21 protein-coding genes are annotated in these 25,437 nt (G+C 71.0%); 8 read left to right on the top strand and 13 right to left on the bottom strand.

The window, feature by feature from the left end:
• Positions 1 to 62 precede the first annotated feature (62 nt).
• Positions 63 to 2,060, top strand: coding sequence for a glycosyltransferase family 2 protein (locus tag AB0J16_RS20575; protein ID WP_358541570.1), 1,998 nt, complete (start codon positions 63 to 65; stop codon positions 2,058 to 2,060).
• On the opposite strand, the gene AB0J16_RS20570 is transcribed toward AB0J16_RS20575, so the two are convergent.
• The 5 genes from AB0J16_RS20570 to AB0J16_RS20550 are packed head-to-tail and all read right to left on the bottom strand — an operon-like array spanning position 2,050 to position 8,088.
• Positions 2,050 to 3,180 (bottom strand): tannase/feruloyl esterase family alpha/beta hydrolase, encoded by a 1,131-nt coding sequence (locus AB0J16_RS20570; protein ID WP_358541567.1) that lies wholly within the window; start codon positions 3,178 to 3,180, stop codon positions 2,050 to 2,052. The two genes, AB0J16_RS20575 and AB0J16_RS20570, sit on opposite strands and share 11 nt — an antisense overlap.
• Positions 3,180 to 4,178, bottom strand: coding sequence for an alpha/beta hydrolase (locus tag AB0J16_RS20565; protein ID WP_358541565.1), 999 nt, complete (start codon positions 4,176 to 4,178; stop codon positions 3,180 to 3,182). Before AB0J16_RS20565 ends, AB0J16_RS20570 begins: the two co-directional genes overlap by 1 nt.
• Complete coding sequence (locus tag AB0J16_RS20560) at positions 4,175 to 5,446, bottom strand: MFS transporter (protein ID WP_358541563.1); 1,272 nt, start codon at positions 5,444 to 5,446, stop codon at positions 4,175 to 4,177. The genes AB0J16_RS20565 and AB0J16_RS20560 overlap by 4 nt, the downstream gene beginning before the upstream one ends.
• A 30-nt stretch (positions 5,447 to 5,476) precedes the next feature.
• The gene (locus AB0J16_RS20555) at positions 5,477 to 7,336 is read right to left on the bottom strand and encodes a helix-turn-helix domain-containing protein (RefSeq protein WP_358541561.1); all 1,860 of its coding nucleotides are present in this window, start codon (positions 7,334 to 7,336) and stop codon (positions 5,477 to 5,479) included.
• Positions 7,336 to 8,088, bottom strand: a complete 753-nt coding sequence (locus AB0J16_RS20550) for an SDR family NAD(P)-dependent oxidoreductase (protein ID WP_358541558.1) — start codon at positions 8,086 to 8,088, stop codon at positions 7,336 to 7,338. Before AB0J16_RS20550 ends, AB0J16_RS20555 begins: the two co-directional genes overlap by 1 nt.
• A 260-nt stretch (positions 8,089 to 8,348) precedes the next feature.
• Between AB0J16_RS20550 and trpD the strand changes: the two genes are divergently transcribed.
• Positions 8,349 to 9,386: an anthranilate phosphoribosyltransferase gene (trpD, locus tag AB0J16_RS20545; protein WP_358541556.1), complete on the top strand. Its 1,038-nt coding sequence runs from the start codon at positions 8,349 to 8,351 to the stop codon at positions 9,384 to 9,386.
• 66 nt (positions 9,387 to 9,452) lie between these two features.
• Here trpD and AB0J16_RS20540 read toward each other — a convergent pair whose 3' ends face one another.
• The 3 genes from AB0J16_RS20540 to AB0J16_RS20530 form a co-directional block, all read right to left on the bottom strand.
• Positions 9,453 to 10,844, bottom strand: a complete 1,392-nt coding sequence (locus AB0J16_RS20540) for a class II fumarate hydratase (protein ID WP_358541554.1) — start codon at positions 10,842 to 10,844, stop codon at positions 9,453 to 9,455.
• A gap of 125 nt (positions 10,845 to 10,969) precedes the next feature.
• On the bottom strand, positions 10,970 to 12,877 hold the full coding sequence (locus tag AB0J16_RS20535) for a serine/threonine-protein kinase (protein WP_358541552.1): 1,908 nt from the start codon (positions 12,875 to 12,877) through the stop codon (positions 10,970 to 10,972).
• A gap of 35 nt (positions 12,878 to 12,912) precedes the next feature.
• On the bottom strand, positions 12,913 to 14,022 hold the full coding sequence (locus tag AB0J16_RS20530) for a serine/threonine-protein kinase (RefSeq protein ID WP_358541549.1): 1,110 nt from the start codon (positions 14,020 to 14,022) through the stop codon (positions 12,913 to 12,915).
• 764 nt (positions 14,023 to 14,786) lie between these two features.
• Here AB0J16_RS20530 and AB0J16_RS20525 point away from each other — a divergent pair.
• Positions 14,787 to 14,975, top strand: a complete 189-nt coding sequence (locus AB0J16_RS20525; protein WP_214639679.1) for a DUF5999 family protein — start codon at positions 14,787 to 14,789, stop codon at positions 14,973 to 14,975.
• Positions 14,976 to 15,153: 178 nt separating this feature from the next.
• On the opposite strand, the gene AB0J16_RS20520 is transcribed toward AB0J16_RS20525, so the two are convergent.
• Positions 15,154 to 16,806 (bottom strand): fumarate hydratase, encoded by a 1,653-nt coding sequence (locus tag AB0J16_RS20520; protein WP_358448808.1) that lies wholly within the window; start codon positions 16,804 to 16,806, stop codon positions 15,154 to 15,156.
• Positions 16,807 to 17,038: 232 nt separating this feature from the next.
• Entirely contained in the window at positions 17,039 to 17,902 is an 864-nt protein-coding gene (locus tag AB0J16_RS20515) for a DMT family transporter (RefSeq protein ID WP_358541546.1), read from the bottom strand.
• A 68-nt stretch (positions 17,903 to 17,970) separates the two neighbouring features.
• Between AB0J16_RS20515 and AB0J16_RS20510 the strand changes: the two genes are divergently transcribed.
• The 3 genes from AB0J16_RS20510 (at position 17,971) to AB0J16_RS20500 (ending at position 21,211) form a co-directional block, all read left to right on the top strand.
• Positions 17,971 to 19,356, top strand: a complete 1,386-nt coding sequence (locus AB0J16_RS20510; protein ID WP_358541543.1) for a PLP-dependent aminotransferase family protein — start codon at positions 17,971 to 17,973, stop codon at positions 19,354 to 19,356.
• Between the two features lie 48 nt (positions 19,357 to 19,404).
• Positions 19,405 to 20,343 (top strand): Gfo/Idh/MocA family oxidoreductase, encoded by a 939-nt coding sequence (locus tag AB0J16_RS20505; protein WP_358541540.1) that lies wholly within the window; start codon positions 19,405 to 19,407, stop codon positions 20,341 to 20,343.
• A gap of 67 nt (positions 20,344 to 20,410) precedes the next feature.
• On the top strand, positions 20,411 to 21,211 hold the full coding sequence (locus AB0J16_RS20500; RefSeq protein ID WP_358541537.1) for a TIM barrel protein: 801 nt from the start codon (positions 20,411 to 20,413) through the stop codon (positions 21,209 to 21,211).
• A 3-nt stretch (positions 21,212 to 21,214) separates the two neighbouring features.
• Here the strand turns inward: AB0J16_RS20500 and AB0J16_RS20495 are convergent, their stop codons facing one another.
• The 3 genes from AB0J16_RS20495 to AB0J16_RS20485 all read right to left on the bottom strand — a co-directional run bounded on the left by AB0J16_RS20495 (position 21,215) and on the right by AB0J16_RS20485 (position 24,045).
• On the bottom strand, positions 21,215 to 22,375 hold the full coding sequence (locus AB0J16_RS20495) for an MFS transporter (RefSeq protein WP_358541535.1): 1,161 nt from the start codon (positions 22,373 to 22,375) through the stop codon (positions 21,215 to 21,217).
• A 102-nt stretch (positions 22,376 to 22,477) separates the two neighbouring features.
• Positions 22,478 to 23,341, bottom strand: a complete 864-nt coding sequence (locus tag AB0J16_RS20490; RefSeq protein WP_358541532.1) for an SDR family NAD(P)-dependent oxidoreductase — start codon at positions 23,339 to 23,341, stop codon at positions 22,478 to 22,480.
• Positions 23,338 to 24,045, bottom strand: a complete 708-nt coding sequence (locus tag AB0J16_RS20485) for an SDR family oxidoreductase (protein WP_358541529.1) — start codon at positions 24,043 to 24,045, stop codon at positions 23,338 to 23,340. The genes AB0J16_RS20490 and AB0J16_RS20485 overlap by 4 nt, the downstream gene beginning before the upstream one ends.
• A gap of 73 nt (positions 24,046 to 24,118) precedes the next feature.
• Between AB0J16_RS20485 and AB0J16_RS20480 the strand changes: the two genes are divergently transcribed.
• Positions 24,119 to 24,670, top strand: coding sequence for a TetR/AcrR family transcriptional regulator (locus AB0J16_RS20480; protein ID WP_358541526.1), 552 nt, complete (start codon positions 24,119 to 24,121; stop codon positions 24,668 to 24,670).
• 86 nt (positions 24,671 to 24,756) lie between these two features.
• Complete coding sequence (locus AB0J16_RS20475; protein ID WP_358541523.1) at positions 24,757 to 25,407, top strand: DUF1707 domain-containing protein; 651 nt, start codon at positions 24,757 to 24,759, stop codon at positions 25,405 to 25,407.
• Positions 25,408 to 25,437 lie beyond the last annotated feature (30 nt).

Here is a 25,437-nt window from a genome sequence, read left to right as displayed (position 1 = left end):
CTTTTCTTCTGCAATCGGCAAGCCGCCGCGCCCCATGAGATAGGTCGGCGCACGCTGACCACATGGGTGTGAAGGTCAGTGTGATCGTTAATGTCCACAACCCGGGAAGTCGTGCCGACGCGTGCATCCGCTCCGTCCTGGAGCAGAGCATGCCCGCGGACGACTATGAAGTGATCTTCGTGGACGACGGTTCCATGGACGGGATCGCGGAGCGGCTCGACACCGTCGCCGCGGTCCGCAGGAACGTCCGGGTGCTGCACCTGCCCCACACCGGCTCACCGATGCGCGGCCGCAACGTCGGCATGGCCGCCGCCAAGGGCGACTACATCTACCTGATGGACCAGGGCGACCGGCTGGAGCGCGGCGCCCTGCTGAGCATGTACGACCGGGCCGTGGAGACCGACGCCGACGTGCTGGTCGGCCGCCTGGTGCGGGACGTGGGGCCACCGGTGACCGCGTTCGTGCGCAGCCGGGGGCGCGCCGATCTCCTGCGCGACCGGCTGCTCAGCCTGCTCACCCCGCACAAGCTCTACCGCCGCGCCTTCCTGGAGGAGCACGAGCTGGGCTTCGCCGTGCCCGGCGGGCAGGTGGCCGAGCAGGCGTTCGCCGTACGGGCCTACCTGCAGGCCAAGGTCGTCGCCGTGCTGGCCGATCAGATCTGCTGCCACATCGGCGAGCGCGAGGAGGTCGTGGAGGACCCGCGCACCACCGTGGCCGAGCTGCGGATCCTGCTGGCCGACATCGACGCCTACGTGAGCGACGGGCGCCAGCGCGACCGCATGTACGGCCACTGGCTGCGCACCACCGTGCTCAAGCCGTTGCTGAGCAGCCGGTTCTTCGCCTCGTCCGTGGACCGGGGCATGCACTTCAGGTTGATCAGGCAGCTCGTGCTCGACAGCTTCCCCGAGCGCCTCGACCGCTACCTGCCGGTCCAGCTGCGGGCCGTGGCCACCTTCGTCCGTACCGGGCGGCTGGACCAGCTCGTCGTCCTGGCCAACTCCTCCGGGCGGGCCGGGCTGCGGGCGGACCTGAGCGAGGTCCGCTGGGACGCGCAGGTGCTGGTGCTCGGCCTGTCCGTGGAGGTCCTGGGCGGTGACGGGTGGCCCACCAGGTTCCGTACGGACGGTGAGCGGCTGCTCTGGCAGCCACCCCGATCGGTCGACGCCAGGCTGCTGCCCGACAGCGTCCTGGACGTCACCGCCGCCATCGAGCGGGCCCGCATCGAGGTGTACGTACGGCACAGCGAGACGAGCGTCATCCACTACCTGCCGGTCGCCTACCGGGTCGAACGGGTCCAGGACGGGCGCCGCCACGTCCGCGTACGGATCGTCGGCGAGGCCAGGGTCGACGTGACGGCCGCGGCGCACGGCGAGCCGCTCAAGGCCGGCCAGTGGGAGGTGCACGTACGCATGTTCGGCGGCGCGCACCAGGCCAGGAGCCGGGTCCGCCGCCCGGACGGCCCGCTGAACTGCCTCGGCGTGCTCGCTCAGCGGCCCAGGATGCGCCTGGTGGTGCCTTGCTGGAGCGATGCGGGCGAGCTCGGGCTGGCCGTCGAGCCGCGCTCGTTCTCGGAGTCGATCGCGCTGGTGTCGCCCGGCGTGATCATCCGGCGGCAGGAGGGGCACCTGTACGTCGTGCTGCCCGTGCCGTACGTGCCGCCGAGCGGCGGTCCCGCGCTGGAGCTGGTGCTGCGCAACACCGCGCGGCGGCCACGTGAGGTGAGCGCGCCCGCGCTGGTCGAGCCGGGGGTGCCGGGCAAGATCGCCGGCCAGTTGGTGGCCAAGGTGCCGGTCAAGCGGATGATGCCGGGAAAGGACAGCCTCGGTCCCGGGGCCTGGCTCTCCTCGCTGCGTACCGCCGACGACGAGATCGGTCTGCGGTTCGGGCTGGAGGTGCGCAGGGGCAGGATCGAGGTGCGGCCGTCGGCCGCCGTGGACCCCGAGCGGCGCTCGGCGATGGGCACGGACACGCTGCTGCACCGGATCGGCCGGCGCCTGCCCGGCGCGCGGCACATCGTCCGGCTGGCGCGCGCGGGCAGGCATCGCTACCTCAGGGACTGACCCAGTCCTCCAGCTCGGTGAAGGAGTCTCTGAAGACCGGCAGCATCGGCTTCAGCTTGTCGGGGTAGACGTCCACCAGGCTGTCGAGGTGATTGCCGCCCTCGACCCGGTGATAGCGGAACGGCCGGTGCGGGCCGACCATCTTGGCGTAGACGTCGGAATCACGCGAGATCGGCAGCAGCGAGTCGAGTGTGCCGTGGATCGTGATGAGCGGCTTGGTGATCCGGCCGGTCAGCGCGATCTTGGCGACGGCCGCGTACGGCTTGCGCGCGTCGTAGTCGTAGTCCGCCGGGGCGCCCTCGTAGGAGGGGTCGAGCTCCTTCTGGTAGAGCCGCTGGGTGAGCTCCCAGTAGTACTGCCGGTGGAAGGGCCACAGGAACTCCGAGCCCGCGGCGAAGCCGGCCTGCTCCGGCGACCCCTTCAGCGCCTGGGGCAGGAAGTTGAGCAGGTTGTCGCCCTTGACCCGCCAGAGCGTGCCCTCCCAGTCGACGCCGCCGTCGTAGAGCCAACCGCGGTTCTCCAGCTGCCAGCGGACGAGGTAGCCGCCGTTGGAGATGCCGGCCATGAACGTGCGCCGGGGCTGGTGGCCGTACCGCTGCCTGACGACGGCCTTGGCGGCCAGTGTGAGCTGGGTGACGCGCTCGTTCCACTCGGCGATCGCGTCTCCCGGGTGGCGGCCGTCGGCGTAGAACTCCAGGCCGGTGTTGCCCTTGTCCGTGGCGGCGAACGCGTAGCCCTTCGACAGGACCCAGTCGGAGATCGTGAAGTCGTTGGCGTACTGCTCCCTGTTGCCCGGGGTGCCGGTGACGACCAGGCCGCCGTTCCAGTTCTCGGGAAGCCTGATGACGAACTGGGCGTCGTGGTTCCAGCCGTGGTTGGTGTTGGTGGCCGAGGTGTCGGGGAAGTAGCCGTCGATCTGGACGCCGGGGACGCCGGTGGGGTTGACGGTGGCCGCCGAGTGCAGCCCAGCCCAGTCGGCCGGATCGGTGTGGCCCGTGCCGACGGTGCCCGCCGTGGTCAGGTCGTCGAGCCGGGCGCTGATGGTGTGCTCGGCGCCCGGCACCATAAGACCTTGGGCAGGGGTCAGCAGGCTGGCCACCAGGGTTAACGCGACTAACATCAGGACTCCGCGAGATGGTCGGCCAGCAGGCGCTGGAAGTCGGCGGGACGCTCCAGGTGCGGGCTGTGGCCGCACTCCGTCAGCACGGCCTCCCGGTAACGGCCGTAGCGGTCGAGCACGGCCCTGGTCTGGGTCACCATGGGCTGCGCGGTGGTGCCGGGCGAGCCGGGCACCACGCCCAACTGGCCGAGGTGGGCCAGGTCGAACAGCGAGGTGTCGGAGACGATCACGTCATCGGCGCCCCTGATCCACAGGATGGGCGGCTTGGGGTCGATCTCGTGCAGGTCGTCGAGCCGGAAATGGGTGGGGGCCAGGGCGTTGAGCACGCCGTGCTTGCCCGGCGCGACGCCCGGCCACTGCGCCGAGCCGACAGGGTCGCCCGGGTAGTGGGCCTCGCCGACGCGGGTGGTGAGCATGGAGCGGACGTAGAAGTCCTCGTCGGGGACCGGATTCTTCACATACGTGGTCCGGAACACCGAGCGAGGAGACGTGGGGGATTCGTCCGTCATATCGCCCGCCTTGAGGCGGGACACGAAGTCGGGGTTGGCGGCCCCGGCGCCCGCTCCGGTGCCGTCGGCGTGGGTGAGCCGGCCGTCCGCGCCCTCCGTGCCGCCGTAGCCGTACGGCGAGACGGGGTTGACCAGCGTGACGCTCCTGACCACGCCGGGGCGCTCGCGCAGCAGCCGCAGGACGATGCCGCCGCCCATGCTCCAGCCGACCAGGTGGACCCGCTCCAGGCCCAGCCGGTCGATCAGCTCGCTCAGGTCGTCGGAGTAGTCGCGCAGGCCCCGCGTGGCGTCCACCGGCTCGGGGTCGCTCTCGCCGAACCCGCGCAGGTCCACCGCGAGCGGCCGGTACGCCTCAGGCAGCGCGGCCATGGGGTCCCGCCAGAACGCGCTGGAGGAGACGTTGCCGTGCACGAACAGCACGGCCTCGCCGCTGTCCCGGCCCGCCACGGTCAGGACGTGCTGGGTGAGCCGGGGCGTGGTGACCTTCACGCGTTCACCTTCTCCGCCAGGTCGCGGCCCTGGGTCTCCCTGGCGGCGTAGACGGCGACCAGGGTGAGGACGGCCGCCAGGCCGAGGTAGACGGAGATCGGCAGGCTGCTGCCGTAGCCCTTCAGCAGCGCGACCGCGATGATCGGGGCCAGCGCCCCGGCCACGATGGCCGACAGCTGGGCGCCGATCGACACCCCGGTGTAGCGCATCCTGGTGCCGAACAGCTCGGCGAAGAAGGCCGCCTGCGGGCCGTACATCATGCCGTGGAAGAGCAGGCCCACGGTGATGGCCAGCGTGATGGCCAGGAAGTTGCCGGTGTCGATGAGCGGGAAGAACGCGAAGATCCACAGCCCGATGCCGGCCGCCCCGGCCAGGTACATCGGGCGGCGGCCGATCCGGTCCGACAGCGCGCCCCACATCGGGATCGTGACGAAGTGGATGGCCGAGGCGATCAGCACGGCGTTGAGCACGGTGGTGTTCTCGATCTTGTTCGCCTTCGCGTAGGTGATGACGAAGACCGTGAGCAGGTAGAACGAGATGTTCTCGGCCAGCCGCGCGCCGATCGCGACGACGACGTCGCGCCAGTGGTGGCGCAGCACCCCGATGATCGGCGCGGTCTCCTCCGGCTCGGCCTGCTGGAACACCGGAGACTCGCTGATCGACAGCCGGATCCACAGGCCGATCAGCACCAGCACGCCCGACAGCAGGAACGGCACCCGCCAGCCCCACGCCAGGAACGCCTCGTCCGACTGCGTGGCGGCCAGCACCGCCAGCACGCCGGTGGCCAGCAGGTTGCCGCCCGGCGCGCCGGCCTGCGGCCAGGAGGCCCAGAAGCCGCGCCGCGCCGCGTCGCCGTGCTCGGAGACGATCAGCACCGCGCCGCCCCACTCGCCGCCCAGCGCGAAGCCCTGCACCAGCCGGAGCAGGGTCAGCAGCAGCGGCGCGGCGGCGCCCACGCCCGCGTACGTCGGCAGGCAGCCGATCAGGAACGTGGCGGCGCCCATCAGCAGCAGGCTGACCACCAGCAACTGCTTGCGGCCGAGCCGGTCGCCGAAGTGGCCGAAGATCAGGCCGCCGAGCGGGCGGGCGATGAACCCGACGGCGTAGGTGAGGAACGCCAGGAGCGTCCCGGTCAGAGGGTCGGCGTCGGGAAAGAAGAGCTTGTTGAAGACGAGGGCGGCTGCCGAGCCGTACAGGAAGAAGTCGTACCACTCGATGGTGGTGCCGATCAGGCTCGCGGCGACGATCTTCTTGATGGAAGTGGCCATGCCGTCACGCTAGGGAGTGACCGGCGTCACTCATATGGCGTCGCGACCCACAGTCTGTGGCGCTGATGTGTGGCCGAGTCGGTGCAGGCGGAGGGCGAGCTGGATCTCCAGCGCACGCTCCGGCTCCAGCCAGCCGTCGCCCAGGAGCTTGCCGACGCGGTCGAGCCGCTGGGTGACGGTGTTGACGTGGATGTGCATGGCCTCGGCCGTACGGGAGGGCGAACCGCCCGAGCCGAAGTAGGCGGCGAGCGTGTCGGCCAGGACGGTGCCCCGGCGGGCGTCGTACTCGACCACCGGGCCGAGCACCGAGCCGACGAAGCCGCGCACGTCGCGGCCGTCGCCGACCAGCAGGCCGACGAAGCCCAGCTCGCTCGCGCTCGCGCCGTCACCCGCCCGGCCCAGCGCGATGAGCGCCTCCGCGCAGCGCCTGGCCTCCTGGTAGGCCGCGGCCACGTCGCTCTTGCGCGAGGCTCCGGCCGTGGCGGGCGTGTGCAGCGACGTGCTCAGCTCGGCCGCGACGCGCTGCGCGATGGCGCCCGCGTCGCCGCCGGGAAGCAGGAGCACGACCTCATCGGCCCGCCCCGCCGCCAGCCCATGGCGTACGGCGGCCTGCGACGACGCCCAGAACGCGGCCCGCTCGCGCTGCCCGTCATGCCGGACCACGACCACGACGTGCGGCGCGGTCAGGTCCACGCCCAGCCGGCGGGCCCGGTCGGCAAGGCCGGGGGAGCCGGGCCTGGAGATCAGGTCGTCGAGCAGCTCGCCCCGCACCCGGCCCTCCGCCTCGGCCACGCTCCGGCGGAACAGCAGCAGCAGCGCGCAGACCAGCGCCGCCCGCTCCAGGATGCGCTCGTCGGCGTCGTCGCTGCGCAGGATCAGCGTGCAGAGCGGCTCACCGCCGACGTCCACCGAGGCGATCAGCAGATCCGCCTTGCGCACGGTACGGCCCAGCGCCCTGGACGCCTGCGCGGCCTCGAACACGCCCGCGTCCAGCTCACCGACGTCTCCGGTGATCGGCCGCCCCAGGTCGTCGAGTACGGCCAGCGAGCCGCCGAGCACGTCCGTCACCACGGCGGCCACGTCCTCGATGCCGCCGCCGCGCAGCACCAGGGAGGTCATCCGGTCGTGGGCCAGCGCGGCCCGCTCGACGGCCTGGCCGTGCTCCCTGACGGTGCGGTGCGCGGTGGACAGCTCTTCGAGGGCGTTCCTGGTCTCCTGCAGCAGCCTGGCGTTGTCGATCGCGACGGCCGCGTGCGCCGCCAGGCTCGCCAGCAGCGACACCTCTTCCTGCAGGAACGGCCGGCGGCTGCGGTTGGCCGCGAACAGCACGCCGATCACCCGCTGCCCCAGCCGCAACGGCACACCGAGGATCGCGACCAGGCCCTCCTCGGTGACGGCCTCGTCGATGTGGTTCTTGTGGTGGAAGCGGGCGTCGTCGAAGTAGTCGGCGGTCGCGTACGGCGTGGCGCTCTGCGCCACCAGCCCGCCGAGCCCCGCCCCCATCGCCAGCCTGAGCGCCCGGAACTTGGCCGAGATCGAGCCGTCGGTCACCTGCATGTACGTGTCGCCGCGGGCCGGATCGTGCAGCGTGAGGTAGGCGGTGTCGGTCGCGAGCAGCTGCCTGGCCCGGTGCACGATCGCTTCCAGCACCGCGTCGAGGTCGCGCAGCGCGGCCAGGTCGTTGGCGGTGTCGTAGAGGGCCGACAGCTCGGCTTCGCGCCTGGCCCGGCGTTTCAGGAGGGCGCGCACCTTGAGGGCGTCGACCTTGGCCAGCTCCAGCTCCTCGACCGTGGCCGCGTCGGCACCTTCGGCCCTGGCCTGAATGATCGGCCCCTCGAACTCGACAGCCGACGCCTCTCTGGCCAGCAACTCCAGAAAGCGTCTGCTCACTAGCGCGCCGTCCAGCCGCCGTCGAGGGGCACGGAGACGCCGGTGATGAACGACCCGGCGGGACCGCACAGGTAGGCGACCAGTTCGGCCACCTCGTCGGGCTCGATCAGCCGCTTGATCGCCGCGGGCTGCAGCATGATGTCCTCGACCACCTCGCCCGGGTCGATGCCGTGCATCTTCGCCTGGTCGGCGATCTGGCCCTCGACCAGCCCGGTCCGTACGTAGGCGGGACACACGCAGGTGGAGGTCACCCCATGGGGCGCCCCTTCGAGCGCGAGGGCCTTGGAGAACCCCTCCAGCCCATGCTTGGCCGCCGTGTACGCCGACTTGTACGGCGAAGCCCGCAACCCGTGCACCGAGGAGATGCTGACGAACCGCCCCCACCCCCGCGCGTACATGCCCGGCAGCACGTGCCGCGCGATCCGGAACGGCGCCTCGACCATGACCCGCAGCATCGTGGCGAACACCTCGGGCGGGAACTCCTCGATCGGCGCCATGTGCTGGAACCCCGCGTTGTTGACCACGATGTCGACGGGCCCGTCCGGCAGCACGCCGACGAACTCCGGATCGCTCAGGTCGGCCACCACCGGCACCCCGCCGACCTCGGCGGCCACCTTCTCCGCCGACTCCGCGCTCCGGTCGACGACCAGCACCTTCGCCCCGCCGGCGGCCAGCCGTCTCGCGCAGGCGGCCCCGATGCCGGCTCCGCCCCCCGTGACCAGCGCCGTCCGCCCCGTCAGCTCGTTCGCCATGTCTTCGAGCCTAAGCGCTCGCGGGCCGAGGGCGGCATGGGTGTCCACGACATAGATCGCCAGCCCCTTATGTGGTGTGTCCCAGCGGCCATGGCACCCGCCTGCCTGATACGGTTTCTCCCATGCACGCGTATTCGTACTCCTGGTGGCCCGCCTTCTAGGCGGTCCTCCTAGCGCATACGCACCCCGGCCGCCTCGACGAGGCGGCCGTCGTCATGTCAGGACCCCCTTGTCGAGCACCTCAGACGAAAGGGCGTCCAGTGACAACCTGGCCAGCGCTGCTCAGCACTCTCCTCGACGGCACCTCGCTCACCTCGGGCCAGGCCGCCTGGGCCATGGACCAGATCATGTCGGGCGCCGCCACGGACGCCCAGATCGCCGCGTTCGCCATCGCCATGCGCGCCAAGGGCGAGACGGTGGCGGAGGTGTCGGGCCTGGCCGACGGCATGCTCGCCAGATCGGCGGCCATCAGGATCCCCGGCGACCCGGTCGACCTGGTCGGCACCGGCGGCGACCGGGCCAACACGGTCAACGTCTCGACCATGGCGGCCATCGTGGCGGCGGCGGCCGGGGCCAAGGTCGTCAAGCACGGCGGCCGGGCGGCCTCCTCGACCACCGGAGCCGCTGACCTGCTGGAAGAGCTCGGCGTGGTCATCGACCTGTCTCCGGCCGGCGTCGCACGGGTCGTGGAGGAGGTCGGCATCACGTTCTGCTTCGCGCCCACCTTCCATCCGGCGCTGAGACGCACCTCGGGGGCGCGGCGAGAGCTGGGGGTGCCCACGGTCTTCAACTTCCTCGGCCCCCTCACCAACCCAGCCCTGCCGGCCGCCCAGGCGGTCGGCGTCTTCCACCCCGACCTGGCGCCGGTCATCGCGGGCGTCCTCGCGGAGCGCGGCGGCTCCTCGCTCGTCTTCCGCGGCGACGACGGCCTCGACGAGCTGACCACCTCCGGACCCTCGGCCATCTGGCTCGTCCGCAAGGGCACGGTCACCCAGACCCGCTTCGACCCGGCGGACCTGTCGATCCCACGTGCCCGCCCATCGGACCTGGCCGGCGGCGACGCGGCGCACAACGCGGCGGTGGCACGGGCGGTCCTCGCGGGCGAGCGGGGGCCGGTCCGCGACATCGTCCTGCTGAACGCGGCCGCCGCCCTGGTCGCGGCCGACGGCACACCGCCCGCCGCCGACCTCACCGGGGCCCTCGGCCACGCCTACAAGCGGGCAGCGGACGCCGTCGACTCAGGGGCAGCCGAGACCCTGCTCACCCGCTGGGCTCAGGCCACCCACAGAGCGGCCTGAGGCCGCCATCACTTGGCGGCCGGTCTGAGGCCCGTCGTCTCTCGGCGGATGGTCTGAGGGCTGTCGTCACTCGGCGGGCCGGGTCATGGAGAGTACGTCCAGCAGGGCATCGAGTTGTTCCTCCGTGAGCCGGCCGGCCGACACGTGGCCGCGTTCGATGACCACCTCGCGGATCGTCTTGCGCTCGGCCAACGCCTGCTTGGCGATCTTCGCCGCCTCCTCGTAGCCCACGTACCGGTTCAACGGCGTGACGATCGACGGCGACGACTCCGCGTACTCCCGCAGCCGCGGCACGTTCGCCGTGATCCCCGACACGCACCGGTCGGCCAGCAGCCGTGAGACGTTGGCCAGCAGCCGGATCGACTCCAGGATGTTCCGCGCGATGACCGGCAGTTGCACGTTCAGCTCGAAGCTGCCCGACGCGCCCGCGAACGTGATCGCGGCGTCGTTGCCGATCACCTGCGCCGCGACCATGGCCGTCGCCTCGGGGATCACCGGGTTGACCTTGCCGGGCATGATGGACGAGCCCGGCTGCAGGTCGGGCAGGTTGATCTCGCCCAGCCCGGCGCGCGGCCCGGAGCCCATCCACCGCAGATCGTTGGCGATCTTGTTGAGCGAGACCGCGACCACCTTCAGCTGCCCCGACAGCTCGACGATGGAGTCCTGCGCGCTCTGCGCCTCGAAGTGGTCCATCGCCTCCCTGAACGGGATCCCGGTCGCCTCACGCAGCTTCTCGATCGCCAGCTCCGCGAAGCCCGGCGGGGTGTTGATGCCGGTGCCCACCGCCGTACCGCCCAGCGGCAGCTCCAGCACGTGGCCAAGCGCCGTCTTCACCCGTACGGTGCCGTGCTCGATCTGCGTGGCGTAGCCGCCGAACTCCTGCCCCAGGGTCACAGGCGTGGCGTCCATGAGGTGCGTCCGCCCGGACTTCACCACCTGGTCGAACTGGATCGCCTTGGCCCGCAGCGCCGCTGCCAGGTGTTCCAGGGAGGGCAGCAGGTGGTAGGTCACCTCCGTCGCCGCCGCCACGTGGATCGACGTCGGGAACACGTCGTTGGACGACTGCGAGGCGTTGACGTGGTCGTTCGGGTGTACGGGACGGCCCAGCCGCTCCTCGGCCAGCGTCGCGACGACCTCGTTGGCGTTCATGTTGGAGGAGGTGCCGGAACCGGTCTGGAAGACGTCGATCGGGAAGTGATCGTCGTGCTCGTTCTCCGCGACGTCGGCCGCGGCCTGGGCGATGGCCTCGGACACGTCCTTCTCCAGCACGCCGAGCTCTCCGTTGACCTCGGCGGCGACCGCCTTGATCAGGCCGAGCGCGGCGATATGCGACGGCTCCAGTGGCCGTCCGGACACCGGGAAGTTCTCCACCGCCCGCTGCGTCTGCGCGCGCCACCTGGCTCCGACCGGAACGCGCACCTCACCCATGGAGTCATGTTCAATGCGGAACTCGCTCATGCCTCCCAGTCTGGCTCACGCATCCCGGAACAGCCCGAAAGGGGCGCCACGACGACGCCGTGCCAGCTCAGTCGGACAGGGTGAGGTCGTGTCGGCTCAGCTCGACAGGACGCGGTTGTCTCGGCTCAGCTGGACAGCAGCGCCACGATGAGGACGGCGATCACCACGGCGGCGGCCGCGGCCACAGCCATCAGGACCAGCATCCCGTTGCGGTTGCCCGTGGGGCTCTGCTCGGGCTCCTTCGCGATGGCGAACAGGTCCGTTCCCAGCCCCTGCCCGGCCTGGCGCTCCTGCCCCGACTGCCCCGCCGGGCGCGGCGGGCCCGGGTGCGGGCCGGTCGGCGGCCCTTGCTGCGGCCCCATCGGTCCCATGGGGGGTCCGGCCTGCGGTCCCATGTAGGGCGGCCCTGCCTGCGGGCCGCCGGGCGGCGGTCCGGGCTGGGGGCCCCGCGGGCTCTGCTGGGGCGGCGGCACCGGGTAGACCTGCTGTCCCGGAGGGTGGTGGATGCGGGTGGTGACGGTGCTCTGCTCGTCGGAGCCACGCCGCGACGGGTCCTGGGGCATGGGGGTCTTCGGACGCGCCACGCTGATGGTCCGCTCGGGGTCGTACGCACCGCTCGGACGAGGCCCGGTCGGGGCGCCAGCTCCTCCGGCACCACGCTGAGGGCCACCGGGCCCGGACGGAGCGCCCGTGGAGCCGTGCGGGCCGCCCACAGGGCCGGATGGCGCGCCCGTGGATCCGGAAGACCCGGGAGATCCGGGAGGGGCACCCGCAGGGCTGTGTGGCCGCGCTCCGGTCGCCGGACCGGCGGCCTGCGCGCCAGGCGCCCCGCCTGCCCGCGCGGCCTGTGCTCCTGTCTGGGGGCCCTGCGGGGGCGTGCCGAACGCGTTCGGACCGGGCCCGGGCCCCTGCGGCCCGCCCATCGGCCCCTGCCCGCGCGGACCGGCTTGCCCGCCGGGACCGAACGCCCCGCCCGGCGCCTGGCCGCTAGAACCCGCTTCGCCCGGCGTCATTCCGCTCGGGCCCGTCGCGGCGTGCGGGGTCCGCGCATCCCGACCGGCTGGAGCTCCTCGGCCGGGGGCGGCGGGTGGGGGACCCCACGGGCCAGCCGCCTTGGGAGGCTGTACGGCGGGCGCCGTGTCGTTCGAGTCGGGCACGCCGGCCTCCTGGGCGATCAGGGCCTCCGCCGTGATCGCCGGCATCTCGCTCGTGGGCGTGTCGGCGATCATCCTGAGCAAGGTCTCCGCCTTGGCCGCCGACAGTCGCCGCTTGTGGTCCTTGTCCAGCAGCCCGGTCAGCACCGGCCGCAGCTGCCCGGCCTGGGTCGGCGGGTCGGCGTTCTCGCTCAGCAGCGCGGCGAGCGTCTCCGCGATCGTGGACCGCTCGTACGCGGGACGGCCCTCGACCGCGAAGTACAGCGTCGCGCCCAGCGACCAGACGTCGGACTCGGGCCCGGTGTATTCGCCCCTGGCCCGCTCCGGCGCCGTGTATCCGGGCGAGCCGATGACCATGCCGGTCTTGGTGAGCCGGGAGTCGCCCTCGGCCTTGGCGATGCCGAAGTCGGTCAGCACCACGCGGCCGTTCTCGGTGATGAGCACGTTGCCGGGCTTGACGTCGCGATGCGTGATGCCCTGGGAGTGCGCCGCGCGCAGCGCGCCGAGCAGGTCGACGCCGATCTCCGCCACCAGCCGGGGCGGCAGCGGGCCCTCTTCGTCGATCACCTGCTCCAGGGAGCGGGCCTCGATGAGCTCCATGATGATCCACGGGCTGCTGTCGTGGATGAGCACGTCGTGGATGGCGGCGACGGACGGGTGCTGGATCCGGGCGGCGATGCGCCCCTCCCGGACCATGCGCTCGCGCAGCTCAGACCGCTGTTCCTCGGTGAGACCCGGGTCCTGGCGGATTTCCTTGACCGCCACCTCGCGCCCGAGCGCGCGGTCGCGGGCGCGCCATACGGTGCCCATGGTCCCTCGGCCGAGGGGCGCGATGAGCTCGTAGCGCTCCGCGAGCAGGCGTGTCTGCTGTTCCGGCATGAGAAGAAGATATCGATTCTCGCTTGGGAAGTGCTTTACCCTCGCTTGCGAAGTTCTCTTGGCCAGAACCGTCGAGGAAGGCACAACTTTATCACCGTCGCTTTGAAACGGGCATAAGCGGATGGTGTAGGTCGGGGTTCGCCCCGTTTCCGATGGACGCCTTCGCCCGGTTTACGTTCCTGATGTGGTGGCGGGACCGCCAAAGCGGCCGTGGTCGCCTCCGCTCGGTGCAGCCCGCGGTGCGCGGGCCGGCGCGCGAAAGAGGGAGTGGTGATCACCGGCGCCGGCCGTACCGATCTGCTCGGGGCCAGCGGCTCCTCCGCGGAGCCGCCCGCCGCGACCCTGGCCAGCATCAACGAGGCGCGTACGGAGTCGAGCCTGGTCTGCGGGTCGATGCGCAGCAGCGCGTCGAGAACCGGCGCCAGCGGCCCGGCCTTCGTCATCGGGATCGGCTCGCCGCTGGTGAGCGCGGCCAGCGCGGCGGCGGCAGTACGGCGCCCGTGCAGCCCCCGGCCCTCGACGGCGGTGTAGAGGGTCGCGCCGAGCGACCACAGATCACCGGCCGGACTGGCCTTCGACCCCAGCACCCGTTCTGGAGCGATGTATCCCGCCGAACCCAGCACGATGCCCGCCTGGGTAATAGAAACGTCACCTTCCAGTGCGGCCAGCCCGAAGTCCGTCAGGACCGCGCGGTCCTCCATCACCAGCACGTTGCTGGGCTTCACGTCGCGGTGCAGGATCCCCTTGGCGTGTACGGCCCGCAGCGCCCCGAGGATCTGCCGCCCGATCTCGGCCGCCTTGCGGGGATGGAGCGGTCCGCCCTCAAGGATCAGCTGCTCAAGGGACCTGGCCTGAAGCAGCTCCATCACGATCCACGGCCGGTCGTCCTCGGTGACCACGTCGAACACGGTGATGACCGACGGGTGCGCGACCATCGCGGTCGCCCGGCCCTCGCGCTCGGTGCGGGCGCACAGCTCGGCCCGCAGCTCCTCGTCGAGCACGGCCGGCAGCCGGACCTCCTTGACCGCCACGTCCCGGTCGAGCAGCTCATCGTGCGCTCGCCAAACGGTACCCATGCCGCCGCGGCCGACCGGCTCCAGAAGCCGGTAGCGCGCGGCTAGTAGGTAACCGGAGGGCGCACGCATGGCAGGCAGCTTACCTATTTGTCTAAACCGACCAGTAGAGGCGGGGCCGATAAAATGTTGCGAAGTTAAGTCAACTGGTCTGACTCGTGACGTCAGCAAACCTGCCGTCCACATCGGTCCGGTTGATAAGGGAGTAGGCGTGCTCCCAGGCGTCGAACACCAGCGGCGTTCCCATGATGGTGGTAAACGCGCTCGATGACCAGCGTCCGCCAGCGGCTCCCCGGCCCCACACCCCGGCTTCGCACCCCCGCCCGCTTCGGGAACGCGCCAAGATCTACGGCCGCCGAGCTCGCCCTTGTCGTGCCCCCAGGGCCTCGGCAGGGCGTCAGTCCGAATCTGCCTCTGGTCGCTGACCTGCGGATATGGCATCCGGCCCAAGTTGGTCACCAGGATTGTGCGCGATGCCCGCAAGAAGTTCGCAGGCGTCCGGCAGGGTTGCTCATAGGGGTCTGACGCAGCCGTCAGCAGTTTGTAAGGGTGTCGTAAGGGCCCAGGGGCAGACTGAAGTTAAGGGGATCGGATGAACCCGGAGGCGGCCGAAACTGTCAGTGGCGGCGGTCACACTGGGGACAAACGCCCTGGTGCTTACCGGAACCAATAACCGAGACGAGTTCGTTGAGGGACGTGATGAGGATGCGCCAGAGTCAGGTTCGTCGCCGACCGGCAAAGAGGCCGGTCGCACCCGCACTGGACCTTCGCACGCCGTCGGGGCGACAGCTGCCCTTTTGAAACCCACAACAGGAGCGCCACCTGAGAGGTGCACGATGTGCAGTCACTACCCGCTTTGTCCCACCGCCGACTCACCCGACCGTGAGGCTTCACACGTGATCTCGGCTCACCCTGATCAGGGCTGGAGCCTGCTGTGCAATGGCGTGGTGCTGTTCGAGGACACCGGGTTGCTCCTTCCAGACGGCTCCGTGGTCGCGCCCCACCGCGGTCTCGTGGCCGCTTGATCCGTTAATGACCAGTGCCGTCTGAGTGCCACCTGACCAGTGCCGTCTGAGTGTCACACGACGGGTGTCGTCTGAGCTTCACCTGACGGGTGCCGCCTGAGCGTCATCCGACCGCCGGTGCCGAGCGGCCGGAGACGGCTCACCCGGCATCCTTTCGGCGACCGGTTCGCGGAGAGCGTCAGCGGCGGCCGATCGACAGGACCGGCCCGGTGCGATCGGTGAAGAAGTCATCACCCTTGTCGTCGACGACGATGAACGCGGGGAAATCGACCACTTCGATCTTCCACACCGCCTCCATCCCCAGCTCCGGATATTCCAGGACCTCCACCTTCTTGATGCAGTCCTGGGCCAGCCTGGCCGCGGGCCCGCCGATGGACCCCAGGTAGAAGCCTCCGTGCTCCCTGCAGGCGTCGGTCACCTGCTTCGACCGGTTGCCCTTGGCCAGCATCACCATCGAGCCGCCGGCGGCCTGGAAACGCTCAACGTAGGAGTCCATTCGCCCGGCGGTAGTGGGGCCGAACGAACCCGACGCGTAGCCCTCCGGCGTCTTGGCCGGGCCCGCGTAGTAGACGGCGTGATCCTTCAGGTACTGCGGCATCTCGCCGCCCGCGTCGAGCAGGTCGGCGATCTTCGCGTGCGCGATGTCGCGGGCGACCACGAGCGGGCCGGTCAGTGAGAGCCGCGTCTTCACCGGATATTTCGACAGCTCGGCCAGGACCTCCGGCATGGGCCGGTTGAGGTTGATGGTGACGACGTCGTCCGAGAGGTGCTCGTCGGTGGTCTCCGGCAGGAAGCGGGCCGGATCGGTCTCCAGCTGCTCCAGGAAGACGCCCTCCGGCGTGATCTTGGCCAGGGCCTGCCGGTCGGCCGAGCAGGACACCGCGATGGCCACCGGGCAGGACGCGCCGTGCCGGGGCAGGCGGATCACGCGTACGTCGTGGCAGAAGTACTTGCCGCCGAACTGGGCGCCGATGCCGAGCTTCTGCGTCAGCTCGAAGACCTTGGCCTCCAGCTCCAGGTCGCGGAAGCCGTGGGCGGAGGGGGAGCCGGAGGTGGGGATCGAGTCGAGGTAGCGGGCGCTGGCGTACTTGGCCGTCTTCAGCGCGTACTCGGCCGACGTGCCGCCGACCACGATCGCCAGGTGGTACGGCGGGCAGGCCGCGGTGCCGAGCGAGCGGATCTTCTCCTCCAGGAAGGCGAGCATCCGCTTCTCGTTGAGGACGGCCTTGGTCTCCTGGTACAGGAACGACTTGTTGGCCGATCCGCCGCCCTTGGCCATGAACAGCAGTTTGTACTCGTCCGCGTGGCCGTAGGGGTCCTCGGCGTACAGCTCGATCTGGGCGGGCAGGTTGCTGCCGGTGTTCTTCTCCTCCCACATGCTCAGCGGCGCCATCTGCGAGTAGCGCAGGTTGAGGCGCGTGTAGGCGTCGTAGACGCCGCGCGAGATGTGCTCGGCGTCGCGCCCGTCGGTGAGGACGTGGCGGCCGCGCTTGCCCATGACGATGGCGGTGCCGGTGTCCTGGCACATGGGCAGGACGCCGCCGGCCGAGATGGAGGCGTTCTTCAGCAGGTCGAGCGCGACGAACCGGTCGTTGCCGCTGGACTCGGGGTCGTCGACGATCTTCCGCAGCTGGGCGAGGTGCGAAGGGCGGAGGAAGTGGGAGATGTCGTGGATCGCGGTCTCGGTGAGCAGCCGCAGCGCCTCGGGCTCCACTTCGAGGAAGCTGCGCCCGGCGGCCTCGACCCGCCGCACACCGTCCGGCGTGATGAGCCGGTATTGCGTCTCGTCGGCCCCCAGCGGCAGCAACTCGCTGTAATCGAACTCGCCCATGATCCTCCCCATTCGCCGCACAGAGCCTATCTTTTCTACCAGTCTTTTTTACGGCCAGCCCGGTGGGCCCCACCCGCCGACCGTGGCCGGGCCCTGTCCAGGGACACGCTCCTCCGGTGGAGGTGGCGGGCCGCCGTGACGTGCGCGACGTCGGCCATCTGGGTGGTCTGTGCGGCGGCGTTGGCCGTCTGGGCGGTCCGTGAGACGGAGTCGGCCTTCTGGGGGCGGGCTGTCAGCTGACGGGGACCGGTTCCCGTTTCCTCGTGGTGGTCAGCCCGACCAGGATGCCCGCGATCACCAATGAGGCGCCCAGTAGGTCGAAGACCGTTGGGGTGGCGATGCCCAAAGCGAGGCCGGTGGTGATCGCCCCGACCGGGATGAGGCCGGCGAACAGGCCCGCGTGGCCCGGGCCGAGCTTGGGCAGTGCGGTGTACCAGAGGAAGAAGGCCAGGACGGTCACCACCACCGCCAGGTAGACGAAGCCGAGGGCCTGTGCCGTGGTCGGCGTCTGGAGCATGCCGGTGCCCTCCTTGACCAGGCCGATCGTGGCCAGCATGGGGACGGCCAGCACCGTCGAGTACGCCGACAGCCGGATCGCCCCCAGCTTCGGCAGCAGCGGGATGGCCAGCATCGAGAAGCTGACCTCGCCCACCAACGCGCCCAGCGCCCACAGCAGGCCGGGCAGGTCGCCGCTGCCTAGCCCGGTGGCCAGCGTCGCGCCCGCCACCACGACCACCGCGCCGGTCAGCAGCCGGGGCGCTGGACGGCCGCCGAGCAGCGCCAGGGCGAGCGGCACAGTGCCCAGTACGGTCCCGACCAGCGCGGGGCCGGAGGTACGGGTCGACTCGATCACGCACATGTTGAACAGCACCAGCCCGAGCAGCGTCAGGCCGACGAGCAACAGCGTCTCGCGCCACGTCAGCCGGACGAACCGCAGGCCGAGCACCCGGATGACGACGAGCCAGATCACCGCCGCGACCAGGTAGCGCACCGCCTGCCCGCCGTACACGGGGTAGTCCTGGATCAGGCCGGACACGCCCGCCAGCGTCCCCACGAGGAACATGGCGGTGGCGGCGCCGGCCACTCCGCTTCTCATAAAAAGGAGACTAGGGACACAATGGCTCATAGCAGCAGTCCAATGTCCCGCTAAAAGGATGGACCAATGTGGCCGACCTACATGTCACGATAAATCGTGATCAAGGGGGCATTGCCGGGCAGATCGCGGCGGAGATTCGCGCGTCCATCCGGCAGGGCCGCCTCACTCCGGGCACCCGGCTGCCCGCCAGCCGCGACCTGGCCGCCGACCTCCAGGTCTCGCGGGGCGTCGTGGTCGAGGCGTACGAGCAGCTGGTGGCCGAGGGCTTCCTGATCTCCCGCGTCGGCGCGGGCACCCAGGTGGCCCCCACCTCGGCCCGCTCGGCGATGGACGTGGTCCCCGCGAGTGGCCCGGTCTACAGCCCCCACTACGGCCACCGCCCCACCTCTCCCGACCTCGGCTGCTTTCCCCGGGAGCGGTGGCTGGCCTCCGTACGCCACGTGCTCACCACGATGCCCTCGGACGTGTTCGACTACGGCGACCCCGGCGGCGTTCCGGAGCTGCGCGACGAGCTGGCCGGTTACCTGCGGCGGGTCCGGGCGGCGGACGTACGCGCCGACAACCTGGTGATCGTCGGCGGGGTGGCCCAGGGGATCAGCCTGGCGCTCCACGTGCTGACCCAGGGGACCCGCGGCCTGCGGCTGGCCGTCGAGGACCCGAACAGCCACCGCCAGGTCCCCCTCCTCCTGCGGGCGGGCGCCGAGCTCGTCCCCGTCCCGGTGGACGACCAGGGCCTCGTCGTGACGGAACTGCGGGCGCGCGGCGCGGACGCGGTCCTGATCACTCCCGCCCACCAGTACCCCACCGGCGTCGTGCTCTCCCCGGCGCGGCGGGCCGCTCTCATGGAGTGGGCCGCCGAGAGTGGCGGGGTCGTGCTGGAGGACGACTACGACGCCGAGTTCCGCTTCGACCGCGACCCCGTCGGCTGTCTGCAGGGCCTCGCTCCCGCCCGGGTGATCCTGTCCGGCAGCGTCAGCAAGGCGCTGGCCCCCGGGCTGCGGCTCGGCTGGGTGGCGGCCCCCGCCGAGCTGGCCGAGTCCATGCGGCAGGCCAGAGGCGAGCTGGATCTGGGCTCGCCGGTCATCGACCAGTACGCCCTGGCCCACTTCCTGCGTACCGGCGGCTACGACAAGCATCTGCGCCGGATGCGCCGGGAGTACCGGCGCCGCAGGGACGCTTTGGTCAAGGCCGTGGCCGAGCACCTGCCCGAAGTGCGTGTCCGGGGCATCGCGGCGGGCCTGCACGCCTATCTGGACCTGCCGCCGGGCTCGGACGAGGACGCCTTCGTACGGCCGGCGCGCGAGCTGGGCCTGGCCGCCGACCCGGTCGGCCCGACACGCCTCACACCCGGACCGCCCGGGGTCGTGGTCGGCTTCGCCCGCCTCCCGGCCCACCGTGCCGCGGCGGTCATCCAAGGCTTAAAAGTCAGAATGTCAGGACAAAATATTGACTGATGGAGAAGGTCGCGCTTAGAAAGAAATCCCCATCTCATTGGAGGCGCCATGCGCGTGGGACTGCTGGGCTTGGGCAGGATCGGCGCGTTTCACGCGGCCACCCTGGCCGCACATCCGCTGGTGGACGAGCTGATCGTCTCGGATCCCGTCCGTGAGTCGCCGTACGGCAGGCCGGGCGACCCCTTCGAGGCGGACGCGCTGGTCATCGCCTCACCGACCAGCACGCACGCCGAGCTGCTGCTGAAGGCGTGCGGGCTGGGCATCCCGGTGTTCTGCGAGAAGCCGGTCGCGGGAAGCGTCAAGGAGACCGTGGAGGTGCTCGCGGCCAGTCGGGGCAACCGGGTGCAGATCGGCTTCCAGCGCAGGTTCGACCCCGGTTACATCGACGCGGCGATGGCGCTGCGCGGTGGCGAATTGGGGGAGTTGCACCGGGTTCACCTCATCACCGCGGATCCGGCGCCGCCGCCCGCCGAGTACATCCCGTTGTCCGGTGGTCTCTACCGCGACTGCCACATCCACGACTTCGACATCCTGCGCTGGGTGACAGGACGCGAGGTGGTGTCCGTCTACGCGACCGGCGCGAACCGGGGCGCCGCCTTCTTCGGCGCGGCGGGCGACATCGACACCAGCGCCGCGCTGCTCACGCTCGACGACGGCACGCTGGCCACCCTGCAGGGCTCCCGCTACAACGGCGCCGGCTACGACGTGCGCATGGAACTGGCCGGCACGAAGGGCACCCGGGCCGTCGGCCTCGGGCCGCGCGCGCCCCTGAGCAGCTCGGAGGGCCTGCAACCGCCAGGGGAGCCGTGGCCCGACTTCGTCACCCGCTTCGCCGACGCGTACGCCGCCGAGATCGACTGCTTCCTGCGCAGCGACGTGAGCCTGTGCTCCATCGAAGACGCCCTGGCGGCCCTGTACGTCGCCGAGGCCGCCGAGCTCTCCCGCCGCGAACACCGCCCCGTCGAGGTCGCGGAGGTGACGCGGTGAGCTCGTCTGTCGCAAGTGGTGGAGGTGGCGCGGTGAGCGTGCCCGTCGGAGTGGTGGAGGTAGCGTCATGAACCTGGCTGGAGCGCCCATCTCGTGGGGCGTGTGCGAGGTGCCCGGCTGGGGCTTCCAGCTCCCGCCCGAGCGGGTGCTCGCCGAGATGCGCGACCTCGGCCTCACCGCGACCGAGCTGGGCCCGGACGGCTTCCTGACACCCGCTCTCATCGAGGAGTACGGCCTGAGCGTCGCGGGCGGGTTCGTGCCCGTGGTGCTGCACGATCCGGGTCACGACCCGCTCCCCGGGCTGCCCCCCGACCCGCCGGGCATGCTCGTCCTGGCGGCGGCCACCGGCGCCGACGGTTACGACACCCGGCCGGTCCTCGACGAGAAGGGCTGGGCGACGCTGCTGGCCAACCTCGACCGGATCGCCGCGGCGTACGGCCGTGGAGCGTCCCTCCACCCGCACGTCGGCACCATGATCGAGACCCGCGAGGAGGTCGACCGGGTGCTCGGCGGCAGCTCGATCCCGCTCTGCCTCGACACCGGTCACCTGCTGATCGGCGGAACCGACCCGGCCGCCCTGGCCGCGGCCGATCCCGGCCGCGTCGCGCACGTCCATCTCAAGGACGTCGACGCGTCGCTCGCCCGGCAGATCGCCCGCGGCGAGCTCACGTACACGCAGGCCGTGCGGGCGGGCGTCTACCGGCCGCTCGGGCAGGGCGATGTGGACATCACGGGCATCGTCTCCGGCCTTGAGAGCAGCGGCTACCAGGGCTGGTACGTCATGGAGCAGGACGTGGTCCTGTCCGGTCCGGGGGACGAGCCGGTCCACGACGTACGGCGGAGCCTCGCCTACCTAGGGGTCGGCTGACTGTCATGCGGCCTCTTTGACCCGTCGCGGCTCGAAGCCCCTGGCCAGGACGATGATCACGGCGGACAGCACCAGCGGCGCGGCGAACGCCACCTGCATGTCGCTGGCGCTGGCGATGCCGCCGACCAGCGCCGCGCCTACGATGAAGCCGACGTAGTTGAACATGTTGACCCGCGCGATGGCCACCCCCGTCCCCGCCGGGTCGAGCCGCCCCGCCGCCGAGAACGACTGCGGCGCGATCACCGACAGCCCCACCCCGGTCAGGCCGAACGCCAGGATGGCCAGCGGCTGGTTGGGCGCCAGGACGATGCCCAGGAAACCGAGGGTGGCGATCCCGCCGCCGATCCTGACGATCGCCGCCGGTCCGTACTTCCTGACGGCGACGTCGCCGCCGAGCCTGATCAGCAGCGTGGTGGCCTGGTAGGCGGCGTAGGCCAGCGGGACGACCGCGGGGGTCGCGGTCAGCACCTGCTGCATGTAGACGGTGCTGAAGTTCGAGACGGAGGCGTCTCCGACGTACAGGAAGGCCATCGCCAGGCAGAGCGGGATGATCGGCTTCCACGGGAACCCGCCGGCGGCCGTCGCGGCGCTCTCCTCGACCTTCTCCTCCTCGACGGTGCACAACTGTGGCCCGGCGTACAGGGAGCCCGCCACCGCCACGACCATCGGAACCGTCATCGTGACGATCAAGGGAAGCTCGGCCGCGACCGATGCCCACAGCGCCCCGGCCGTGCTGAACACGCTCCACATACAGTGGAAACCGTTCAGCACGGCCCGCCCGTAACGACGTTCGACCGCCACGCCCTGCATGTTGATGCCCGCGTCGACCGCGCCGAGCCCGAGGCCGAACAGCAGCAACGCGAGCACCAGCAGCGGCACGCTCGGCGCGAGGCTGATGAGCACCACGGCGACGGCCACGACCGGCTGTGCGAGGCGGAGCAGCGGCTTGCTCCCCTTGCGCGAGGCGAACCACCCGGCGCCCACGCTACCCAGCCCGGCGAATATCGGCACGATGAGCAGCAGGATCGTCAGGGCGCCCTCGTCGAGCCGGTGTTTGGTCTGCAGGTTCGCGACCTGGGCGAGCAGCGTGATGAACGAGAGGCCCTGCACCGCGTACACGACGAACGTGGCTATGCGGGCCTGGCGATCACGAGGAGTCGGCACGGCGGCCTCCTGATGGGGGGAACGTGAGGCGGGGTCAGGTTAGCCGCTTGGCCAGCTCTTTCGCCACCATCCCACGGCCCTGGGACGGTGGTGGCTCGCGGATCAGCCCAGTGCTCGCCGTACGAGATCGTCGCTGAGCTCGCGCAACCGCTTCCGCGCCGCGAGATCGTATGCCTGGGCGTCGGCCCGGCTCTCCCGCAGCCCGTTGAAGTAACGCCCACTCACGCCGTCGAGCCCGTCGATCAACTGCCGCGTCGCCGCCACGCCCTCGTCGACCGTGCTCATCACCGGCGCACCCGCTTCACGGACCATCGTGGTGTCCATGTACGTGGCCGGGTGCAGGGCGTTGACCGTCACGCCCTGCCCGGCCAGCTCCTCGGCCAGGTCGAAGGTGAACATGATCTGCGCGAGCTTGCTCTGGCTGTAGGCGCGCTGGCGCCCGTAGCCGTGGGTCAGCATCGGGTCGGCGAAGTCGATCGCCTGTTGCCCGGCCGAGGCGACGTTCACCACCTTCGACGGCGCCGACCTGACGAGCAGCGGGAGCAGCCGCCGGGTCAGGTGGTATCCGGCCAGGTAGTTGACCGCGAAGCGGAGCTCGATGCCGTCCTGGCTCTCCGCGCGGCCGGAGCCGGGCGGACCGCCGCCCATCCCGGCGTTGTTGACCAGCACGTCGAGCCGGTCGAACCGGCCGAGCACCTCGTCGGCCAGCCGGTCCACCTGGCGCAGGTCGGCCAGGTCGGCCAGCACGCCTTCGGTGGTGCCGCCCGCATCAGCCAGCACGCCTTCGCCGGTGCCTCCCACGTCGGCCCGCGTTCGCTCCGCGTCGGCTCGCTCCGGGTCGGCCCGCGCCCGCCGTACCCGCTCCGGGTCGCGTCCGTGCACGATGACCCGGTCGTCGGTGGCGAGCCGTCGCGCCAGCTCCCGCCCGAGCCCGTCCGTCGCGCCGGTGATCAGGATCGTCCTCATGCCTTGAGCCTGCCCCCTCCGTCGACGGTCAGCACCGTTCCGGTGACGAAGGAGTTGCCCACCACGTAGGCGATCGTTGCCGCCACGTCCTCCGGCCGGCCCACCCGGCCGACCGGCGAGCTCCCCGCCGCGTGGGCGAACAGGGCCTCCCGCGCGTCGTCGGGGAGCCCGGACCACCACTCGGTGTCGATCACGCCGGGGGAGACGGCGTTCACCCGGATCGGGCCGAGCTCGACCGCCAGGCCGGGCACCGCGGCCTCGATCGCGCCGTTCACCGCCGCCAGGGCGGAGACGCCGGGGAAGGCCGAGCCCGCCGACGCCGCGGTCACGAACGTGATCGAACCCTCGGGATCGAGTACGTCCAGAGCGGCCTGCGCGGCCAGCAGGTGCGGGATCAGCTTGTTCTGTACGGCCTCGACCAGCGCCTCCCGCGTCAGTGAGCGCAGCGGCCCGGCGGGCCCGCGGCCGGTCACGGTGATGATCAGGTGGTCGATGGCACCGGTACGGGCGAAGAGATCGCGCATCGCCTCGGTGTCACGGGCGTCCACGGACTCGCCCGAGGCCCGGTCGCCGAGCAGCTTCACCGCGTCCGCCACCCGCTCGGCGGACCGGCCGGTGATGACCACCTCGGCGCCGTCGGCCGCCAGCCGGGCCGCCGTAGCCAGCCCGATGCCCGTGGTGCCGCCAATGATCACGACTCGCATCGTGTTTCCTCCTAATTCAAGACATCTTGCCTCGAAACTATATCGAGGCATCGTGTCTTGTAAAGTGGCGGGCATGGTAGGCAGACCGCGTAGCGAGGTGGCCAGGAAGGCGATCCTCAAGGCCGCGCTCGACCTGTGCGAGCGCGACGGATACCCGAATGTCACCCTGAAGGGCGTCGCCGCCGCGGCGGGCGTCGGCAGGCAGACCCTCTACCGCTGGTGGCCGACCAAGCGCGAGGTGCTGCTGGAGGCGATGACCGACCTGGTGGGAGCCGAGATGCGGCCCCCGCCCATGAGCGGGGACGCGGGGGCGGACCTGGTCGCGTTCCTGCGCGAGACGTTCGCGGTGGCCCATGGCGTGGCCGGGCGGGTGGTCGTGGGTCTCATGGCCGACGCCCAGGCCGACCCCCGGTTCGCCGCGGAGCTGCGGGACAAGCTCATCGGCCCGCGCCGGCAGGCATTGCGCTCGGTGCTGGAACGCGGCGCGCTCCCGGCCGACGTGGACGTGGAGCTCGCGGTCGATCTGATCTTCGGCGCCATGTGGTACCGCCTGCTCAACCGCCACGCCGAAGTCGACGAGAGGCTCGCGGAGGAGATCGCGGCCCTGGTCGCGCGGCTCGGCTGATTCTCGGCTGACTTTCGAGGCACTTTCGGCTGGCGCGGCGACCGAGGCGCGAGCGAAGTGGTCGACTGCCGGATATCGTCAGAAGTGTGAATGAACGCCCGGGATCCTGGTTGCCACGCCTGCAAGAAGTCGGAGAACGGCTGGCCGAGGAATGGGTCTCGGCACGCCGCCCCAAAGAGGGCGACAGCGGCCCACGCCCGGACGAACTACGCGCCTCCGACGACGATCGCGAGCGGTTCGTCCAGGTGCTCCAGGACGCCCACGCCGACGGCCGCCTCATGCTCGACGAGTTGGAGGAACGGCTCGGCGTCGTCTACGCGGCCCGGACGCTGGGCGAGCTCGCCGCGGTGACGGCCGACCTGCTGCCGGCGGATCAGCAACCGCTGAACCTCGACGGCAGGCCGGTGTCGGCGTTCTTCAAGCAGGAGCAGCGCGGCGGACGCTGGGTGGTGCCCGCCGAGCTGAGCGTGACCGCCATGTTCGGCACCACCAAGCTGGACCTCCGCGAAGCCATCCTGCAGAACCGGCGCGTCATCATCAACGCGACGCTGGTCTTCGGTGGCCTGGAGATCCACGTGCCCGAGGGCCTTGAGGTGATCCGCGTCGCCAAGGGCAACACGGTCCGGCTGACCAAGCAGCCGACCGAGCCCGAAGCGCCGGTGGTCGAGGTACGCACCACGAACTTCGCGGGCGACGTCAAGGTCAAAGAGCCGCCCCGCCGCAAGCGCCGCCGCTGATCCCTATCCGGCCCTATCCCTAACCGGTCC

It is taken from the genome of Nonomuraea sp. NPDC049750 (assembly GCF_040659625.1).
In the GTDB taxonomy this organism is placed as follows: Bacteria; Actinomycetota; Actinomycetes; order Streptosporangiales; family Streptosporangiaceae; genus Nonomuraea.
This window is presented reverse-complemented; position numbering and strand designations above follow the sequence as displayed.

Bases quoted from the DNA above. Each gene is read 5' to 3' on its own strand.
- AB0J16_RS20490 (WP_358541532.1), bottom strand. From the start codon at position 23,341: ATGAGGACGATCCTGATCACCGGCGCGACGGACGGGCTCGGGCGGGAG.
- AB0J16_RS20575 (WP_358541570.1), top strand. From the start codon at position 63: ATGGGTGTGAAGGTCAGTGTGATCGTTAATGTCCACAACCCGGGAAGT.
- AB0J16_RS20520 (WP_358448808.1), bottom strand. From the start codon at position 16,806: ATGGGCGAGTTCGATTACAGCGAGTTGCTGCCGCTGGGGGCCGACGAG.
- AB0J16_RS20550 (WP_358541558.1), bottom strand. From the start codon at position 8,088: ATGGCGAACGAGCTGACGGGGCGGACGGCGCTGGTCACGGGGGGCGGA.
- AB0J16_RS20570 (WP_358541567.1), bottom strand. From the start codon at position 3,180: ATGTTAGTCGCGTTAACCCTGGTGGCCAGCCTGCTGACCCCTGCCCAA.
- AB0J16_RS20515 (WP_358541546.1), bottom strand. From the start codon at position 17,902: ATGAGAAGCGGAGTGGCCGGCGCCGCCACCGCCATGTTCCTCGTGGGG.
- AB0J16_RS20480 (WP_358541526.1), top strand. From the start codon at position 24,119: ATGGTAGGCAGACCGCGTAGCGAGGTGGCCAGGAAGGCGATCCTCAAG.
- AB0J16_RS20540 (WP_358541554.1), bottom strand. From the start codon at position 10,844: ATGAGCGAGTTCCGCATTGAACATGACTCCATGGGTGAGGTGCGCGTT.
- AB0J16_RS20535 (WP_358541552.1), bottom strand. From the start codon at position 12,877: ATGCCGGAACAGCAGACACGCCTGCTCGCGGAGCGCTACGAGCTCATC.
- AB0J16_RS20525 (WP_214639679.1), top strand. From the start codon at position 14,787: ATGTGCAGTCACTACCCGCTTTGTCCCACCGCCGACTCACCCGACCGT.
- AB0J16_RS20530 (WP_358541549.1), bottom strand. From the start codon at position 14,022: ATGCGTGCGCCCTCCGGTTACCTACTAGCCGCGCGCTACCGGCTTCTG.
- AB0J16_RS20505 (WP_358541540.1), top strand. From the start codon at position 19,405: ATGCGCGTGGGACTGCTGGGCTTGGGCAGGATCGGCGCGTTTCACGCG.
- AB0J16_RS20485 (WP_358541529.1), bottom strand. From the start codon at position 24,045: ATGCGAGTCGTGATCATTGGCGGCACCACGGGCATCGGGCTGGCTACG.
- AB0J16_RS20560 (WP_358541563.1), bottom strand. From the start codon at position 5,446: ATGGCCACTTCCATCAAGAAGATCGTCGCCGCGAGCCTGATCGGCACC.
- AB0J16_RS20500 (WP_358541537.1), top strand. From the start codon at position 20,411: ATGAACCTGGCTGGAGCGCCCATCTCGTGGGGCGTGTGCGAGGTGCCC.